The 15,763-nt window shown below is 60.5% G+C and carries 17 protein-coding genes; 6 read left to right on the forward strand and 11 right to left on the reverse strand.

What is annotated here, in order from left to right; genetic code table 11:
- Window positions 1-72: 72 nt before the first annotated feature.
- The 6 genes from EAY64_RS07675 to EAY64_RS07695 all read right to left on the reverse strand — a co-directional run bounded on the left by EAY64_RS07675 (window position 73) and on the right by EAY64_RS07695 (window position 3,902).
- Window positions 73-939, reverse strand: coding sequence for a plasmid recombination protein (locus EAY64_RS07675; protein ID WP_103524193.1), 867 nt, complete (start codon window positions 937-939; stop codon window positions 73-75).
- 231 nt (window positions 940-1,170) lie between these two features.
- Window positions 1,171-1,569 (reverse strand): hypothetical protein, encoded by a 399-nt coding sequence (locus tag EAY64_RS07680; RefSeq protein ID WP_103524194.1) that lies wholly within the window; start codon window positions 1,567-1,569, stop codon window positions 1,171-1,173.
- Window positions 1,566-2,477: a hypothetical protein gene (locus tag EAY64_RS07685; protein WP_103524195.1), complete on the reverse strand. Its 912-nt coding sequence runs from the start codon at window positions 2,475-2,477 to the stop codon at window positions 1,566-1,568. The genes EAY64_RS07680 and EAY64_RS07685 overlap by 4 nt, the downstream gene beginning before the upstream one ends.
- A gap of 24 nt (window positions 2,478-2,501) precedes the next feature.
- Window positions 2,502-2,708, reverse strand: coding sequence for a helix-turn-helix transcriptional regulator (locus EAY64_RS07690; protein WP_103524196.1), 207 nt, complete (start codon window positions 2,706-2,708; stop codon window positions 2,502-2,504).
- Window positions 2,709-2,834: 126 nt separating this feature from the next.
- Window positions 2,835-3,149, reverse strand: a complete 315-nt coding sequence (locus EAY64_RS20270) for a hypothetical protein (RefSeq protein WP_147456200.1) — start codon at window positions 3,147-3,149, stop codon at window positions 2,835-2,837.
- Between the two features lie 30 nt (window positions 3,150-3,179).
- Window positions 3,180-3,902, reverse strand: a complete 723-nt coding sequence (locus tag EAY64_RS07695; protein ID WP_103524197.1) for a hypothetical protein — start codon at window positions 3,900-3,902, stop codon at window positions 3,180-3,182.
- A 117-nt stretch (window positions 3,903-4,019) separates the two neighbouring features.
- On the opposite strand from EAY64_RS07695, the gene EAY64_RS07700 reads away from it, so the two are divergent.
- On the forward strand, window positions 4,020-5,600 hold the full coding sequence (locus EAY64_RS07700; RefSeq protein WP_199734412.1) for an AAA family ATPase: 1,581 nt from the start codon (window positions 4,020-4,022) through the stop codon (window positions 5,598-5,600).
- Window positions 5,601-5,653: 53 nt separating this feature from the next.
- Here the strand turns inward: EAY64_RS07700 and EAY64_RS07705 are convergent, their stop codons facing one another.
- Together EAY64_RS07705 and EAY64_RS07710 are read right to left on the reverse strand one after the other, a co-directional pair.
- Window positions 5,654-6,127 (reverse strand): hypothetical protein, encoded by a 474-nt coding sequence (locus EAY64_RS07705; protein ID WP_113023991.1) that lies wholly within the window; start codon window positions 6,125-6,127, stop codon window positions 5,654-5,656.
- A gap of 2 nt (window positions 6,128-6,129) precedes the next feature.
- Window positions 6,130-7,242, reverse strand: a complete 1,113-nt coding sequence (locus tag EAY64_RS07710; RefSeq protein WP_103524199.1) for a hypothetical protein — start codon at window positions 7,240-7,242, stop codon at window positions 6,130-6,132.
- A 108-nt stretch (window positions 7,243-7,350) separates the two neighbouring features.
- On the opposite strand from EAY64_RS07710, the gene EAY64_RS07715 reads away from it, so the two are divergent.
- Window positions 7,351-7,581 carry a helix-turn-helix domain-containing protein gene (locus tag EAY64_RS07715; protein WP_103524200.1) on the forward strand — a complete coding sequence of 77 codons (231 nt, stop codon included), beginning with the start codon at window positions 7,351-7,353 and terminating at the stop codon, window positions 7,579-7,581.
- Between the two features lie 234 nt (window positions 7,582-7,815).
- On the opposite strand, the gene EAY64_RS07720 is transcribed toward EAY64_RS07715, so the two are convergent.
- Window positions 7,816-9,507 (reverse strand): DUF945 family protein, encoded by a 1,692-nt coding sequence (locus tag EAY64_RS07720; protein WP_103524201.1) that lies wholly within the window; start codon window positions 9,505-9,507, stop codon window positions 7,816-7,818.
- A 199-nt stretch (window positions 9,508-9,706) separates the two neighbouring features.
- Here EAY64_RS07720 and EAY64_RS07725 point away from each other — a divergent pair, with 199 nt between their 5' ends.
- The 3 genes from EAY64_RS07725 to EAY64_RS07735 all read left to right on the forward strand — a co-directional run bounded on the left by EAY64_RS07725 (window position 9,707) and on the right by EAY64_RS07735 (window position 12,145).
- Window positions 9,707-10,477: a sulfite exporter TauE/SafE family protein gene (locus tag EAY64_RS07725; protein ID WP_103524202.1), complete on the forward strand. Its 771-nt coding sequence runs from the start codon at window positions 9,707-9,709 to the stop codon at window positions 10,475-10,477.
- Window positions 10,478-10,589: 112 nt separating this feature from the next.
- A complete protein-coding gene (locus EAY64_RS07730; protein ID WP_103524203.1) occupies window positions 10,590-11,372 on the forward strand; it encodes a transporter substrate-binding domain-containing protein in 783 nt (260 codons plus the stop codon).
- 113 nt (window positions 11,373-11,485) lie between these two features.
- Window positions 11,486-12,145, forward strand: a complete 660-nt coding sequence (locus EAY64_RS07735) for an amino acid ABC transporter permease (protein ID WP_103524204.1) — start codon at window positions 11,486-11,488, stop codon at window positions 12,143-12,145.
- An 18-nt stretch (window positions 12,146-12,163) separates the two neighbouring features.
- Here EAY64_RS07735 and EAY64_RS07740 read toward each other — a convergent pair whose 3' ends face one another.
- A complete protein-coding gene (locus EAY64_RS07740; protein ID WP_103524205.1) occupies window positions 12,164-12,559 on the reverse strand; it encodes a VOC family protein in 396 nt (131 codons plus the stop codon).
- 56 nt (window positions 12,560-12,615) lie between these two features.
- A complete protein-coding gene (locus EAY64_RS07745; protein ID WP_103524206.1) occupies window positions 12,616-14,370 on the reverse strand; it encodes an AMP-dependent synthetase/ligase in 1,755 nt (584 codons plus the stop codon).
- Window positions 14,371-14,600: 230 nt separating this feature from the next.
- Here EAY64_RS07745 and EAY64_RS07750 point away from each other — a divergent pair, with 230 nt between their 5' ends.
- The gene (locus EAY64_RS07750; protein ID WP_103524256.1) at window positions 14,601-15,746 is read left to right on the forward strand and encodes a trans-sulfuration enzyme family protein; all 1,146 of its coding nucleotides are present in this window, start codon (window positions 14,601-14,603) and stop codon (window positions 15,744-15,746) included.
- Window positions 15,747-15,763: the final 17 nt, after the last annotated feature.

Raw genomic sequence — 15,763 nt, forward strand, 5'->3', positions numbered from 1 at the left:
AGTGGCGGCAACTGAACACAGTCTACGCCACTTTCGGCCAGTTCAATAGGGTTTTAACCTGTTTTGATCGGGTTAGGCCTTGTCAGGATCGTTTGAGCAGGGTGCGTACGGGTTCAACCCTAGTCTGGCTTCCATGGCCAAAACGCGAGCCTCCCGCGCTTCCAGCTCCTTGATCAACAACTGTGCTTCGAGCATCGTCTTGTGCGCGAATGAGCGAAGCTGACGGTCACGCTCACCCGTCCCTCGCGTGATCTCACGCGCACGCTGGAGCAGCGCGGCCTGCGCCGGCAGCCCGAACTTCACCCGCGTCCACTGCGCACGACTCATGCGCTGTCGGCCCGGCCCCAAACGAGCGAGTCCAGACGGCCCGGCAACGTGCTCCCAGAATCGGTCCTGAAATGCGCGCATTGCCGTGTTGTAGGCAAGGCGTTGCTCCTTGGGTGTTTGAGCGCCCTTTGCCGTGCGGAAGCCGGGGTGCAAGTCCTTGACGTTGCCACCGTCAGGATTGACGACATAGAAGTGGAGGTGCGGGTGCGCCTCATCGGTGTGCTCGACAACGGACCGAAGGCGATCACCGAATTCCGTTTGCAGCCACTCCAAGGTGCTTTGCTTCCAGTAGCTGTACTCAATGCCTCCACGTGGATACGACGCCACGCCAGCCAGCAGGACGGACGCGTCCTTTCGCAAACGGCGACCAGCTGCGTCACGGCTGCGCGCATGGATGGCACCAACTTCGGCTTCCAGCTCGACGAGGCTGGGACCATGCAGCAGGTTGGGTGGCCTCGGTCTCGGCACATGCAAGCAGGCTTGCGGCTCGCGACTGGCTTCAGCAATCACGTCGCGCACAGCCCATTTTCGATCTGCTCCCCGCGAGGTTTTCTTCGGTGAGTGCAGCGAATAGACAGCGATGTGAACAAACTGGATGCCGCCTGTGATCATGAGGCACCGTCGCTGGAAACATAGTGACCGACTATATTTATCGCCGCTATCGCAACGATAAATGTCGGCCAGGGGAAAATCCCCTGGACCCCGCCGTCCAATGTGTGAACAGTGTGTTGAAACTGTGCGAACCAATGGGCGAATATGTGTGAACAACTGGCCGATTTGATGCCCACCCTTGTGTTAACAGTGTGGCAACCATGTGGGGGCACTGTGGCGCATATTGTGTAGTCAATGTGTGAGTTGCCCACGACGCCTCCGCTGACTACCAAAAACTTGCACGAGCAGACCGTCATCCGCCAGGCCATTCAGCAATTCCGGTGCGGCCAAATGGACTGGAGTTGATGGGACTTGGCGCAGCCTGTCGATGACAGCATCGAATGAAAGTCGGGCCACATACTCGCGGAGCACGAATCCAGTGTCCGTATATTCGATCAACGTGGTCTGATCGAGCGCAATGACGCAAAGCCGCATGCATCGGTCGTTACCAAGAGCTGGTTGCTGTACGCATTCAATCTTGACCCTGCCCGTCGCCACGATGCAGGTTTGCATCCATCCCCAGCCAGCCCATTTGTCATCCTCCACGACATCTCGCCAAGCGAATCGGCTTTCCAAGTTTTTGCTGTTCATGCCGTACCTCGTGGCATTGCCGATGTGTGTGACTTCCTTGCCAGTTCATCACGCATCTTCTGGAGCCTTTCTCTGGCTTGGGCCCTGTCCACCGGTGGCCGATCCGTCTCGATTGTTTGAGCGGGCTCGGCTGCGGCTTCCAAGGCGCGTTGCCGCCTAATGATTTGCCGAAGGTCCCGCCGCAGCGCTGACCCAGCCGACAAGCTGAACTTGCCCTCGCGAGCCCTGCGCAGCAGGGAGGCAAGGAATTGGGGGACAGTCTTCCGGATGCTGTTTTGGCGCTTGCATTCGAGGACTTCTGCCAAGACATCCAGGGCTACGGAGGTGGAGAGACCCGTGCATTGATCCCGCGTCTTTTGGGGTTCGAGTGATAGCTTTTGGCACAACCACGACCAGCACTCTTCATCCGCCTCGTCCATGATCAAGGCCAGCGACTCGTCAGTCTCAGGTGGCGTGTCCTCTGGTCCGGTAGTGGTTGTTTTTGATGAATCCAATCTTTCTTTGAACCCAGTGTTTGTAGTCCCTTGATCGCCCTGAACTGGCTGATCCAGAACTGACTCTTCCACACGTGGGTTTTCAAGGTGTGGAGCCCAGTCCACAATCGGCTCGTCGCTGACAATCCATCTGGATTGAATGAATTGCCCCGATGCCGAACGGTCGCGGACGATTCGCATGTAGTTCAGGCTCTCAAGCTGCTTGATGGCTGTTCGCATGGCCGTCTCCCCCTCCTTGCGTACAGCGCACAGACCTTCGAGGCTGATGCGATAGCCTGGCGGGAGGGAGAGCAAGTGCACGATCACCCCCAGCGCTTTCAGACTGAGATGCTCGTTGCGGATCAGCGAGTTGGGAATCTGGGTGAAATTCCCCGCATGGCGACGCCGAACGATCAGCAACTGAGAGGCGTTCATTGGCGTCTCCACTGACCTTCATGATCAGCGGCCCACCCGTGCGGTAGCAGCTTGCTGGGCAATCCAGGCCTCGATTTCTTCGGCAAGAAATCCGATGGCCGCGTTGCGAGAGTTGCCCAGGCGGATCGGGCGCGGGAAGGTTGGGTCCGTTCTCGTCCTGCGCCAGATGGTGACGCGGTTCATGCCCAACTGGGTTTCCAGGTCGCTGTACCGGAGGATGCGGTTTTTCATTTGATTGCCCACCATTTCTTGTAATGACAGGCAATTCTTCGTTCCGCGTTGTCGGCGTGTCCAGAGGCTCAGATTTTGGCCATATCCCGCAATTTACATGGTAAATTCAGATAACTGATGCGGTTGTCAGAAACGTGCAGCGGCATGTTTTTGACCGGGCTGGGAAACGCGACGACTATCGTCCCCGATGAAACGGACAGTTAAAATTCGCATTAGTCGATTGACCTCCGCTTGCGCACGAATACGAAAGCCGCTTCTTCGAAATTGGCCGACCAACGACCATTCACCGCCGAATGACGGATATGGAATCAGTTGTTTTGACTCAGAAGCTAGAAAACTGAATCGCCATCTTTTGAACTGGAAAATGTCTTTTATCAACAGCCACTTGCGCGATTCGTGGATCGCGAGGGGACAGATGACGGCGCGAGCGAAATAAATCATCGCTCGTTGCATTTGCGCAACAATAAATGCCTATTTCTGGCTATCCCGTGCTGCGGAGATCCATTGAGCAATCGCGCTGGGCTCAAACCCATCATGCAGTGCTGCGCGTAGTGCTTGCTCCAGTTTTTGCCAACCGACGGGAGAACTGGTGTTGGTTGAGGCGGTCGGCCAATCGCTATTACCAAGCTGAAACAGCAGACTGTCCAACAGCTCGTCGTCGCCTACGTCATTTGCAGCTTGCTCAGCCAGCGTAAGCAATGCTTCACGCGTGCCACTTAACGGCTCGACAGGGATCGCAGCAAGGGGCTCAGCCAGCACGATCACACGGTGCGGCTGAATGACATCGGCCAAGTCCTGTGCTGCCGCAACGCCCGCGGTTAGCTCGACGCGAACAAGTACATCGCCAACTTGCAGGAACCGTGTCTTGCTCAGGCCTGGCTGACCATCCTGGTACAGCACGACGGCCTCAGAGCCGACAAGGGCGTTCAGCACCAGTCTCAGGTCATCCAAGGCACCAGCGTCCCGCCATTGGTGGAGGATGTCCGCGCGCAGGCTGCTCCCCTCCAGCCCTAGGTGATACATCAAAGTCGCCACGCGCTTGGCAGAAATGACCTGCTCTTTGCCCCTCAGCCAAACGGACAGGTTCGCGGGACGGATGCCCGTGGCTGCACCCACAGCGCTCAGCGTATCGCCACGCAGGCGCATGAGTGCGGCTGCAATGGCACGCATTTGTTCGGCCTGAAGTGTCGACATCCGGCAATCTCGTTGCTCTAACAGTAAATCACTATAACAAGGCGACAACCTGCCAGCCAAGGCTTGGCATGCTGACTTTTCATCGTTATAGTAATTTATAGTTAGATGGAGGATGCCATGCACAGCCTGCGACGACAGTACCGCCCAATGCGACGCCGAGAGTACCAAGAGGCCGTCAAAGAGCTGAAGCGACTTCACCCTTGGCTGGAGAAGCAGGTGTTTCAGCCCGCCCCAGGCCATCTCGCCGTGGTCGCCGAGCTGATCACTCAATGCGAGCGGTTGATGCATCGCAGTGACTACCAGCGTCGTCCGCTGTTCTGTGTCACCGCAACCAGGGAAAAGCTGGCAGTCCGAGTCGAGGTCTCCGATGCCAGCATCCAGCGCGAGCGCGCCTTGCTCGACGTGGTGGAACAGGCTCGGCACGCGGCCCAGCAGTGCTGCCCTGTTTGCGGTGCTCCGGTTTTCGGTGGCGACGCCAATGCCCCCCAAGGCGCTCGGTGCGCTGCGCACGAGCAAGTGGTAGGACTGTTCGCAGAGGACATCCAGCGTTTCAAGAGAGCTGCGAAGGCCTTGGAGTTGGCGGATGCCGAGCGTGCGAGCAGCACCACTGATCGCGATGCACCCACTCGCACCGAAGCCGCCAAGAAAGACCTGCCCGACAACCCCGTCCCCGCACGCGATAGCAGCAGCACTTCGACTGACGACAAGCACGCACCGTTGATCGCCTTTCTGGACGCTTCCGGCCTCAAACAATTTGTTGACCGCCATCGCGCGAAGGCAGACGAAAAGTTCAAGCGTGCCCAGCAGTTCGCGGAGCGCATCCGGGCGGCCGGCCATGAGCGGCGCACGCTCGGCATGCTGCCCGACGAGTGGGACGTGCTGATCGAGGAGTTCACCCAAGCCTTCCCGAACTTCAGCGAGCTGGCCGAGGTGCTGCACGATCACTTTGCCCTCAATGCGATGGGCGATGGCCGCGTTGCGTGGTCGCCGCTACTGCTGGTCGGGCCTGCGGGCATCGGCAAAACAGAAGCGGCTCGCTGGCTGGCGGAAAGGCTGGCCTTGCCCTTCCGTGTGTTCGACATGGCGAGCGCCCAATCAGGTTCGCCACTGGCTGGATCAGAAGCCTTCTGGAGCAATTCCGAGCCGGGCCTCCTGTTCGAACTGCTTGCCTACCAGCCAAAGGCCAACCCCGTCGTGGTCTTGGATGAGCTGGACAAGACCGAGCAGGTGCGCCAGTACGACCCATTGGCGGCGCTGTACACCCTTCTTGAGCCCCGTAGCGCACGATCCTTCACGGACCTCTCTATTCGTGATTTCACCATCGATGCCAGCCACGTGAACTGGATCGCGACGGCAAATAGTGTGGATGGCATCCCGACCCCATTGCTGTCCCGGCTCACGGTGCTGCATGTCCATGCGCCTACACCTAATCAGGTCGCACGAATCGCGCAGAACATCTACGGCCGGATGCGGGCAGAAGCCAGCTGGGGTTCTGCCTTCGTACCCTCTCTCGACGAGGCCGTGCTGGCGAAGCTGAAGCACCTGCCTCCGCGAAGCCTAGGCCTGGCATTGCGACGGGCGCTTGGGCATGCCGCACGGGATCTGCGCGATCACATCCAACCCAAGGACCTACAGCTGGTCTCGGACGGCGGTAAACGTAGTATCGGTTTCACCGCTGGCTTGACTGTCCAGCGGTAGTCCATGCACCCGTTATCGTAATTACGGTAACTACGATAACGGGTGCGTACCGATCATGTCCTGCGATGTGCCTGCCCGCACGTATGGCAAAACCATGTGCTCTGCCACTGGCGCTTGGCCGCACTGTAAGCCTTAGCCTGGGCATGCCAGCCCTTCATCAGTAGCCAGCCCAGCGCGATGACTCCAATCCCGACCGCAGCTTGCTTCCAGTTGTAGATGAGCAGCGCCCAGAAGGACATGCCGACCCGGCAACCCCGCTCGAAAAGGTCGCACACCGTAGCAGCGTGATAGACCGTCGCTCCACCCAGCCCAAACGCAATGACGAACGGCAAGGGTGACGGAGGAGCTGGCGGCGCGCAATGCTGGGCTAACGCCGTTAACTGGTGGCCCTGGCTGCTACCTTGAACAAACTGCCCGTCAGAGGTCACCGCCGTGTGTGTAGCGTGGAAATGCTGTGTGCCGCCCGCATGCACAACGGCCATTGGCTGGATATGCGTGCTGCCGCAGCTCGGACATTGCATTGCCATGGTCAGCCCTCCGAACCTTCGGTGTTGACGGTACAGGTCAGCGTGGCCTCGCCGCCCTCCATGCCCGCCGACAACACGCCGACCTTGGTCAAACGGCCATAGGTCTTACCGTCCTTGCCCAGCTTCAGCGAGGCTGACTTCGCAAGCTGCTGGACCGTGATGCTGGGCAGGTAGCTGCGGTAGGTTTGCTCACCCCCGTCACGTGACACCGCCACCTTGCGGACGCTGAACCCATAGACCTTGACGGGCTCGGCGAGAGCGACCGGCGTGACGCCTTGATCTGAATTCCATCCCGACTGCTTGAGCAGGGACTCAGCCGATTCAAATCGTGGGCCGATGGCCGCGCACCCCAGCGCCTGTTCAAGCTGCGCCTTGGCCTTGGCGTCCGCGGGCTGCGAAGATTCGTTGCTGGAGGCAGGGGGCGTGGTTGGCTTGATGGCCGCATTGGCGTCGTACCCCACCAACCAGAGATTGGTCGGTGCACCCGGCTGCCAGCCGGTGTCGAGCACCAGTTGCTGGACAAAGCCCTGGAAGGCGAGCTGCTGCCGCTCGCTGATCGGCTGCCGGTCGGGGATGGCCAGCATGGGCGGCTTGGGGCCAACCGTACGGACATTGCCGCTGTGTTCGACCGCCATCTGCTGCATGAAGAGGTGCAGGTTGGCGGCGTTGTTGACCGCGTACCCCACCGACTGCCCCCAGCACACCGAGAAGGTGGGCACAGCTTCGGACTTGGTTTTGCTCCACCAGATGGTGGCCGTACCGATCCAGCAGTCACTGCGGGACCAGTCCGTGACCGTGACTGCCACGCGGGGGAAGTAGGTCTTGGGCGTTCCGTCGTAGGAGTGCTTGCTGAAGACGCCTGCCAGGGCTGTTGCACGGATGCCAGGAGCGCCGGGCGGCGCGCTTTGATCTGGCTTTGCTTGATTGGCAACAACTGCTGGGCGAACCTCGGTAGCAGGAGGCGATACCACGTTGCCTTGGCTGGCTGTCGACACGCCACCCAGGGAGAGGTGAACCTTGGTCGAGCCGTCAGCCTGCGGCTGCGTCGTCACACAGCCAGTCAGGGTCATCGCAACAGCCAGACCGGCCAGCACCTGAAAGCAGACTCCACTCATCCATCAGCTCCCTTTGATCTCAAGTTGAGCTGATTATGAAGACTATATTCGACATTGTCGAATATAGTCCGTGGATTAGTAGTCCCATGACGCCCATGCTCGGCGTTGATGGGACGAGACTACGAGCAAGTGCGTCAGGACTTGGCGCGCAACATGAAAGACTTCCGGGGCAAGCGTGGCTTGTCGCAGGAGGCGCTCGCCCTGAGCGCGGATGTGGATCGCACTTACGTGAGTCAGATCGAGCGCGCTGTGGGCAATCCTTCCCTGCTGGTCCTATGCAAGCTGGGCGCGATCCTGGAGACCGACGTGCTCGATCTCTTGGCTGAGCAGACCAAGTGAACACGGGTGAGGCCACCCACATGGGGATGCCCGAAAAAAATGTATACGGAGGTGACTACGGAATGAGACACACCGCGCTGATTCCCTGTAAAAATGGCGCTTCCGAGACCATCTTCCGCTTTAACGTCTAAGTCAGCTGCGGCTTTGGCCGCTGTTGCATGTGAAACGCCCCTGGATGGTCCATCCCAGGGGCGTTTTGTTTGGTGGGGTGTTAGCTGGCCTGGTGCGGCGGGCTTAACCCTCGGCGCAGCGCATGATGGCGCGGTCGTTGGGCAGGCTCAGGCAGTGTCTGAGGTCGCGCTGCGGGCCGGGCAGGGCATGGTGGGTGGGGGCCGCTTTGCTTGGCTCGGCCTTGTTGGCCACTACGGCGGCGGCGGGTGCTGGGCTGCTGTTGGTGCTTGCCGGTGCCGCCTGGGGGGCTGCCGGGGCAGCGGGTGGCGCTGGCGCGATGGCTGCAGCAGCGGACGGGGCTGTTGTCGCGGACGGGGTTGCCATGGCCGGTGCGACAGGGGCCGGTGCGGCGGGAGCCGGCTGAACCGGTGCGCCGTTCATGCCACTCATGCTGGCCATGGCTGCCGGCAGATTGAGTGGCTGGCCGTTGGCCTTGATGCCGCTGCTGTCGATCTGCAGGCTGCTGCTGATGAACTTGCCATCGTCCTTGATCAGCCCCTGTGCTTGCCATTGTGCGAGCATGACATCGGCGCTTGCCCTTGCCTGGGCGGTTTGTCCGGGGCCGCCGCTACGGGGCAGCAGGCCGTCGAGCAGGCTGCGCTCCAGTGTCATGCCGGCTTGCAGACTGCTGCGGCGTTGCCCTTGTGCGGCCAGCCAGGCCAGGGTGATGTCGCCCGGTTTGACGCCAGATCCATCGAAAGCGATGGTGAAGTTGGCCTTGAAGCTGCCCTGTGGCATGTGGAAGGACAGGCGGTCCAGTTTGAAATTGGGGGATTGGGCCAGGAAGCCGCCCATGTATTTGTAGACCAGCGCCATCGACGCCTGCTGCATGGCGGCCGGGTTGGCGCGCAGGTCGGCACGGTTGTTCAGTGCCAGTGCTTCGGTTTGCCAGGCGGTCAGCGTCTGTTTGTGCAGATTGTTGTAGCTGAAGTCGGCATCGATATTGTCCTGCTGGATGGGCGGTAGTCCGGGGGGCATCAGCTTGAGGCTGGACAGGTGAGTGCGGTAGCTGATGTCGACATTGCCAGCCTTGTCTTGCACGGCAATATCCAGATGGGCGGGGCCAAGCTGGGCCAGTGGCATGTTGTTGCTCTGCAGGCTGGCGCTATCGAATTGCTGTGTCAGCTGCGAGGCCCACGGTTCTTGCGGTGTGCTGAAGGCGGCCAGGCTGCCATTGAGCTTGAGATTGACCAGGCTCAGCCTGATGTCGCCAGCCGCCGGAACGGCAGCGCGGTAGCTGATATCCGGCAGGGTCAGGTCGTAGCTGACCGGCTGCCCTGGCTGGCTGCGCGCGCTGCCCTTGATGCTGAAGGTGAGGGCGCCTGCCGGGCTGCCCAGCGTGATGTCCTGCCCGGAGAAGTGGCTGCTGGTGCTGCCGTCGGTGGCGCGGATGGTGTCAATCTGCAGCGGTAGCGGCTGGCCGGGCTGGCCTTGGGCATCCAGCGGGGTAATGGTGGTATCGGTGCGCGTCCAGCGCACGAAAGGCAGGGGAAACTGGTTGATGTGGTAGTCCAGCTGGAATACCTGCAGCTGGCCGCCCAGTGGCAATTTCAGCTGGGCACGGGCGCTGGAGCTGAACCAGCCGCGATCAAACTGCTGCAGGCTGAGCAAGGATCCCGCGCTGCTGTTGCCCAGCGCGGCAAAGTCGCTGCGCATCTTGTCTTCGCTACGCATGCCGACAATGCCGGGGGCGATGGCGCACCATCCTGCTACGGCCAGCGCCAGTGTGGCGGCGGCTCCTGTGATCAGCTTCATGTTTTCTCCCTGCAGCAGTGGATGCTGGCTGCCTTGTCGGCTTATGCCGACAGACTAACAGGGCTGCTGGCGGACGGCCAGTCTGCCAGCTTGTTGCGTGGGCCATGTTTGTCATGCCGGGAAAACCCGAGTGTTTTTCTTCGGTATCCAAGGCAGAATGGCAGCTGGCGTGTGGCCTATCTACTGTGGAGTTGTTTTTATGTCTACCTTGTCCCTGCCGCTTCCCCTGCTGGCACTGATTGCTGCCGCAGGCTTGTATGCAGGCATCCAGAACGCGCTGGCCGGTGGTGGTTCTTTCATTACCTTTCCCGCCTTGTTATTGGCCGGGCTGAATCCGCTGGCAGCCAATATGAGCAGTACCATCGCGCTGTTTCCCAGTCAGATCACCTCGGCGCTGGCCGGGCGCAAGCTGGTGGGCGGGGTAGGGCCAGTGCCGTTTCGGCAGCTGTTTGTGGTCAGCCTGATTGGCGGTGTGCTGGGGGCGGTGTTATTGCTGTCGACGCCGGTGAGCATCTTTACCCGGCTGGTACCCTGGCTGGTGTTGTTTGCCACCAGCGTGTTTGCCTGGGGCAGTTTTCGCCGCAAGCCGGTGGTGGACCCGGATGCGCCGCCGCGTCATCTGCCCACCCCCTTGCTCTTGCTGATTCAGGGGGCAATTGCCGTTTATGGCGGTTATTTTGGCGGTGGTATCGGGTTTCTGATGCTGGCAGCGCTGACCATTGCCGGTCAGCAGGTGCGGATGGCCACGGCCACCAAGAATGCACTGGCCATGACCATGAACGCCTCGGCCGTGGCGATCTTTGCCTTTTCTCCGCTGATCAACTGGTCGGCAGTGTTGGCGCTGGGCGCCGGTGGTATTGCCGGTGGCGTGGTGGGCGGCTGGCTGATGCACCGCCTGCCGGAGCGGCAGTTGCGCGGCTTTGTGGTGGTGGTGGGAACCGTACTGACAATATGGCTGTTTGTGCGCTAAACCCGGCGTATGCTGTGACCACTGTAGAAGTTGCTGGCTTGCCGGCTTGAGTATTGATATATTCCGCCTTTGATTAAATTGTTTGTTTAAAATAACTCAGGGTTATTTTGATATGAAAAAGATTCTGCTGGCTACCCTTATCGCCACCTTTGCTGGCCACGCCCTGGCGGCGGACCTGCTGGACACCGTGAAACAGCGCGGTACGCTGAAAATTGCCGTGGAAGGGACCTATCCGCCCTTTACCTTCAAGGATGCCAATCAGCAGCTCACTGGCTTTGATGTGGAAGTGGCTACCGAAGTGGCCAAGCGCCTGAAGGTCAAGCCGGAATTCACCACCGGCGAGTGGAGCGGCCTCTTGGCCGGCCTGCAGGCTGGCAAGTTTGACGTAGTGGTCAACCAGGTGGGCATTACCGACAAGCGCAAGGAAACTTTCGACTTTTCCCAGCCTTATACCTATTCCAGTGCCCAGCTGATCGTGCGCAAGAACGAGAGCCGCGTGTTCAAGTCGCTGGATGACCTGAAAGGCAAGAAGGTGGGCGTGGGCCAGGGCAGCAACTATGCCGACATGGTGAAGGCGGTGAATGGCATCGAGGTGAAGGTGTATCCGTCGGCACCGGAAAACCTGCAGGATCTGGCCACCGGCCGTATCGACGCCGCGCTCAACGACAGCCTGCTGATTCCGTTTGCCATCAAGCAAGCCAAGCTGCCCTTGAAGGCTGGCCATCCGGTGGGTGACATCACCACCATGGGCATTCCGTTTGCCAAGAACAATCCCAAGTTCAAGCAGGCAGTGGACAAGGCCTTGAATGACATGAAGGCCGATGGCAGCTTCAAGAAGATCTCGGTCAAGTGGTTCGGTATCGACGTATCCAAGGCGCCGACCGCTGCCAAGTAAGCGGGTCTGGCCCTCTGCGGGCATCGTGTTTTACCGTCAGTACCATTAGAATGTGCTGATTACTGCGCCCCTGCCAGTCAGGGGCGCAGCTGTTTCTGAATGGGGATGAATGCATGGAATGGGCAGGACTGATCGAGGCCGCCTTGCCGGTGATGCTCAAGGGCGCGCTGTATACACTGCTGTTTGCGGTGGTGGCCATGGTGCTGGGTTTGCTGCTGGGCTTTGTGGTGGCTCTGCTGCGGGTGGGCAAGGTGCCGGTGCTGTCGCAGCTGGTGGCTTTTTACGTGAGCGCCATGCGTGGTACGCCGCTGCTGGTGCAGATTTTCGTGATTTATTACGGCTTGCCGGGCATCGGCATCGAACTGGAGCCGGTACCTGCCGGCGTGCTGGCGCTGACACTGAATGTGGCGGCCTATCTGTCGGAAAGCCTGCGTGGCGGTATCGCCGGGGTGGAGCGTGGCCAGTGGGATGCCGGCCTGTCGCTGGGCCTGAGCTGGTGGCAGACCATGCGCTATATCGTGGCACCGCAAGCCCTGCGCCTGTCGGTGCCCAGCCTGTCCAACTCGCTGATCAGCCTGATCAAGGACACCTCGCTGGTGTCGGTGATTACCGTGACCGAACTGATGCTGGCTACCAAGGAAGTGATTGCCCAGACTTTCCAGCCCTTGCCGCTCTACCTGGGTGCGGCTGCCTTGTACTGGATGATGAGTGCCAGCTTCGAGCGCCTGCAAAAGCGGGTGGAGCGCAAGCTGGAGCTGGCGCACCAGCGTTGAGCCAGTGCCGGCAGGGGGCTAGGACAGGTATTCGGAAATCTCGATCAGGTTGTGATCGGGGTCGCGTACATAGACCGAGTTGATCTTGCCGGTGGCACCGGTACGCAGCACCGGGCCTTCGATAATGGCAATCTGCCTGGCTTGTAGCTGCTGGATGACCTCGGCCAGCGGCAGCTCGGCGATAAAGCACAGGTCAAGCGCGCCAGGTGTGGGCAGCTGGGCCTTGGGTTCGAACTCCTTGCCCTGCACATGGATATTGATCTTTTGCCGGCCAAAGCGCAGCGCCAGCCTTTCCACCGGTGGCGTGCCGCCGATGAAGCGTTCCAGCGTCATGCCCAGCCCATCGCAATAAAAAGCGATGCACTCATCCAGGCGGGCGGTGGTCAGTACGATGTGGTCAATCGCGGCAATCATGAAAGCTCCTGCGTGTTGGGCGCCAGCCGGGGCCGGCGCGCTAGCAGGCGCTGGGCTCAGGCGTGGCGGTACATATTGTCGATCAGGGCGCGGCAGCGTTCGCTGATTACCTTGCGCCGCAGCTTGAGTGTGGGGGCCAGTTCGCCGGCGTCCACGCACCAGGGCTTGTCCAGCAGGGAAAACTTCTTGATGTGCTCCCAGCTGCCGAAGTGCCGGTTGAAGCGTTTCACTTCGCGCTCGATCAGCTCGACGATGCGCGGATGCAGGCGCATCTCGCTATTGGTAGTGTAAGTGATGCCATGTTCCTGGCACCACTCCTGCAGCCGCTCATACAGGGGCACGATCAGGGCTGCGGCAAATTTTTGTCCGTCGCCCACCACCATGATCTGGTCGATATAGGCCGATTCCTTCAGCTTGTTTTCCAGCAATTGCGGGGCGATGTATTTGCCGTTGCTGGTCTTGAACATTTCCTTCTTGCGGTCGGTAATGCGCAGATAACCCTGCTCCAGTACGCCGATATCTCCGGTATGCAGCCAGCCATCTTGCACGGTTGCGGCGGTGAGTGCCGGCTCCTTGTAATAGCCCACCATCACATTTGGCCCGCGCACCAGGATTTCACCATCATCAGCCAGTTTCAACTCCACGCCCTTGAGCGGAATGCCGACGCTGCCGATGCGTACGTCTTTTGCGACAAAGGGATTGGCGCTGATCACCGGCGCGGTTTCGCTCATGCCATAGCCTTCGGCCACGGCAATGCCGCTGGCCCACAGCAGGCGCGCCAGCCGTGGCTGTAATGCTGCCGAGCCGACATTCACCCAGCGCAGCTCGCCGCCCATGGCGGCACGCCACTTGCGGTAGACCAGCCGGTCGGCAATCGCGTGTTGCAGTGCAGCCAGGCCGCGTGGCGCTTGATCCGGCTGGTAGGCTTCGGCACGGCTAATCGCCCACAGGTAGAGGCGACGGCGCCAGCCAGCCAGTTCCTTGGTTTTGCCCACCAGTTTTTCATGCACTTTTTCCAGCACGCGCGGTACTGCGCTGAAAGTATGCGGCCGTACTTCGTTCAGGCTGGTGGACAGGGTATCGACGCTGGCAAAATACACAGCGGTGCCGGTGAGCAGGTAATACAGCACGCCGGCGCGCTCGAAGATATGCGACAGCGGCAGGAAACTCAGCGCCCGGCATTGGCCTGGCGGCAAGCGGGTGTGCTCGGCGGTGGCGATGACGGTGCTGACCACATTGCGGTGCGACAACATCACACCTTTGGCGCGGCCTGTGGTGCCCGAGGTATAGATGATGGTGAACACGTCCTCGGCCCGGATGCTGCTGCGTAGCGCAGCCAGCTGGCGCAGATCGCCATGGCGGCCGGCCTCGCGCAGCTCGGTCCAGCATGGCAGCCCGGTCAGCGGGTTCAGCGCGTATAGCGGGCAGCTGCGTCCATCCAGCGCCTGCGCCAGCTTCTTGTACAAGGCAGCGCTGCCGACGAAGGCCAGCTTGACCTCGGCATGAGCCAGGATATAGCGTGCATCATCCAGCGTGCAGGTAGGGTAGAGCGGTACACTGATGGCCCCGATCTGTTGCAGGGCGAGATCGACAATGGTCCAGGCCGGGCAGTTGTCGGCGGCGATGGCTACTTTGTCACCGCGTACCATGCCCAGTTGCAGCAGGCCCAGGCTGACGGCATTGACCGCCTCCATCACGTCGGCGCTGCTGAGCGACTGCCATTGCTGGCCGGTTTTGGCAGACAGGCAATCTGCGCGCGGCAGGGTTTCCAGTTGGTGAAAGAGAATGTCAAAAGCGCGTTCTAGCTTCATTCGTACAGCCGTTTGAATCTGAAACGGCGAAAAATAGCCCCAATCGCTGACGCTGTAAAGAAAATTGCGGCCGATTATTGGGAATAATCAAGAAAATGCCGGCAAGCTGCCGGGTTTTGCAGTGATCGTGCTTTTATTCATGCCAGCGGTATGGTCTGCCCATGCGGGCCATTCCAGCCGTTGGCGGCGGGCTGCCGCAACATGCAGCAGCGAAAAATCAGGAATACATCATGAAATTTGCCACCAAAACCATCCACTCCGGTCATGACAGCAGCCAGCACAGCCGCGCGGTGATGCCGCCGATCTACCAGACTTCGGTGTTCGAGTTTGCCGAAATCGGCGAGCAACTGCCCTTTGCCTATGCCCGCACCGGCACGCCCACCCGCGCCGCGCTGGAAAGCTGCCTGGCCAGCCTGGAAAACGCCCAGCATGGCCTGGCTTTTGCCAGCGGTATGGCGGCCATCGATGCCGTGCTGCGTGCCACGCTCAAGCCGGGCGATGAAGTCATTGCCGTGGCCGACCTGTACGGCGGCGCCTACCGCCTGCTGACCAAGGTGATGGAGCCGGCCGGCATCACCGTGACCTTTGCCGACCTCACCGACACCGCCAATCTGGCTGCCATCATTAGCGAGCGCACCAAGCTGCTGTGGCTGGAATCGCCCACCAACCCCTTGCTGAATCTTGTGGACATCAGCGCGCTGTCGGCGATTGCCCACCAGTATGGCTGCAAGGTGGCGGTGGACAGCACCTTCGCCACGCCTTATCTGCAAAATCCGCTGGATCTGGGGGCCGACATCGTGGTGCATTCCGCCACCAAATACCTGGGTGGCCACTCCGATGTGCTGCTGGGGCTGGTGGCCGTCAATGACCAGCAGCTGTTTACCGACATCAAGTTCATCCAGAACTCGGCCGGTGGCGTGCCGGGGCCGCAGGATTGCTTCCTCACCCTGCGCGGCATCAAGACCCTGCACCTGCGCATGGATCGCCACTGCGACAATGCCGAGCAAGTGGCGGCCTTTTTGCAGGGCCACCCCAAGGTGGAAAAGGTGTTCTTCCCCGGCTTTGCCGACCATCCCGGCCATGAAATTGCCAAGCAGCAGATGCGCCGTTTTGGCGGCATCATCACCATCTGGCTGAAAGAAGACAGCCGCGCCGAAGCCAGCCGCGTCGCCAGCAAGCTGCAGCTGTTTGCCCTGGCCGAGTCTCTGGGTGGGGTGGAGTCGCTGGTCAATCACAGCTACACCATGTCGCATGGCGGCATGCCGCCGGAACAGAAGGCCGCGCTGGGTATTCGCGAAGGTGGGCTGCGCCTGTCCATCGGCGTGGAAGACATCGAAGACATCCTGGCGGATCTGGCCCAGGCGCTGGCTGACTGATGTGGTGGTGGGTAGCG

The sequence above is a fragment of the Aquitalea palustris genome, assembly GCF_003693445.1.
In the GTDB taxonomy this organism is placed as follows: domain Bacteria; phylum Pseudomonadota; class Gammaproteobacteria; order Burkholderiales; family Chromobacteriaceae; genus Aquitalea; species Aquitalea palustris.

What these genes read in the sequence shown, in the direction of transcription:
- EAY64_RS07675 (WP_103524193.1), bottom strand. Translation starts at nt 939, where the DNA reads ATGATCACAGGCGGCATCCAGTTTGTTCACATCGCTGTCTATTCGCTG.
- EAY64_RS07680 (WP_103524194.1), bottom strand. Translation starts at nt 1,569, where the DNA reads ATGAACAGCAAAAACTTGGAAAGCCGATTCGCTTGGCGAGATGTCGTG.
- EAY64_RS07685 (WP_103524195.1), bottom strand. Translation starts at nt 2,477, where the DNA reads ATGAACGCCTCTCAGTTGCTGATCGTTCGGCGTCGCCATGCGGGGAAT.
- EAY64_RS07690 (WP_103524196.1), bottom strand. Translation starts at nt 2,708, where the DNA reads ATGAAAAACCGCATCCTCCGGTACAGCGACCTGGAAACCCAGTTGGGC.
- EAY64_RS20270 (WP_147456200.1), bottom strand. Translation starts at nt 3,149, where the DNA reads ATGATTTATTTCGCTCGCGCCGTCATCTGTCCCCTCGCGATCCACGAA.
- EAY64_RS07695 (WP_103524197.1), bottom strand. Translation starts at nt 3,902, where the DNA reads ATGTCGACACTTCAGGCCGAACAAATGCGTGCCATTGCAGCCGCACTC.
- EAY64_RS07700 (WP_199734412.1), top strand. Translation starts at nt 4,020, where the DNA reads ATGCACAGCCTGCGACGACAGTACCGCCCAATGCGACGCCGAGAGTAC.
- EAY64_RS07705 (WP_113023991.1), bottom strand. Translation starts at nt 6,127, where the DNA reads ATGGCAATGCAATGTCCGAGCTGCGGCAGCACGCATATCCAGCCAATG.
- EAY64_RS07710 (WP_103524199.1), bottom strand. Translation starts at nt 7,242, where the DNA reads ATGAGTGGAGTCTGCTTTCAGGTGCTGGCCGGTCTGGCTGTTGCGATG.
- EAY64_RS07715 (WP_103524200.1), top strand. Translation starts at nt 7,351, where the DNA reads ATGGGACGAGACTACGAGCAAGTGCGTCAGGACTTGGCGCGCAACATG.
- EAY64_RS07720 (WP_103524201.1), bottom strand. Translation starts at nt 9,507, where the DNA reads ATGAAGCTGATCACAGGAGCCGCCGCCACACTGGCGCTGGCCGTAGCA.
- EAY64_RS07725 (WP_103524202.1), top strand. Translation starts at nt 9,707, where the DNA reads ATGTCTACCTTGTCCCTGCCGCTTCCCCTGCTGGCACTGATTGCTGCC.
- EAY64_RS07730 (WP_103524203.1), top strand. Translation starts at nt 10,590, where the DNA reads ATGAAAAAGATTCTGCTGGCTACCCTTATCGCCACCTTTGCTGGCCAC.
- EAY64_RS07735 (WP_103524204.1), top strand. Translation starts at nt 11,486, where the DNA reads ATGGAATGGGCAGGACTGATCGAGGCCGCCTTGCCGGTGATGCTCAAG.
- EAY64_RS07740 (WP_103524205.1), bottom strand. Translation starts at nt 12,559, where the DNA reads ATGATTGCCGCGATTGACCACATCGTACTGACCACCGCCCGCCTGGAT.
- EAY64_RS07745 (WP_103524206.1), bottom strand. Translation starts at nt 14,370, where the DNA reads ATGAAGCTAGAACGCGCTTTTGACATTCTCTTTCACCAACTGGAAACC.
- EAY64_RS07750 (WP_103524256.1), top strand. Translation starts at nt 14,601, where the DNA reads ATGAAATTTGCCACCAAAACCATCCACTCCGGTCATGACAGCAGCCAG.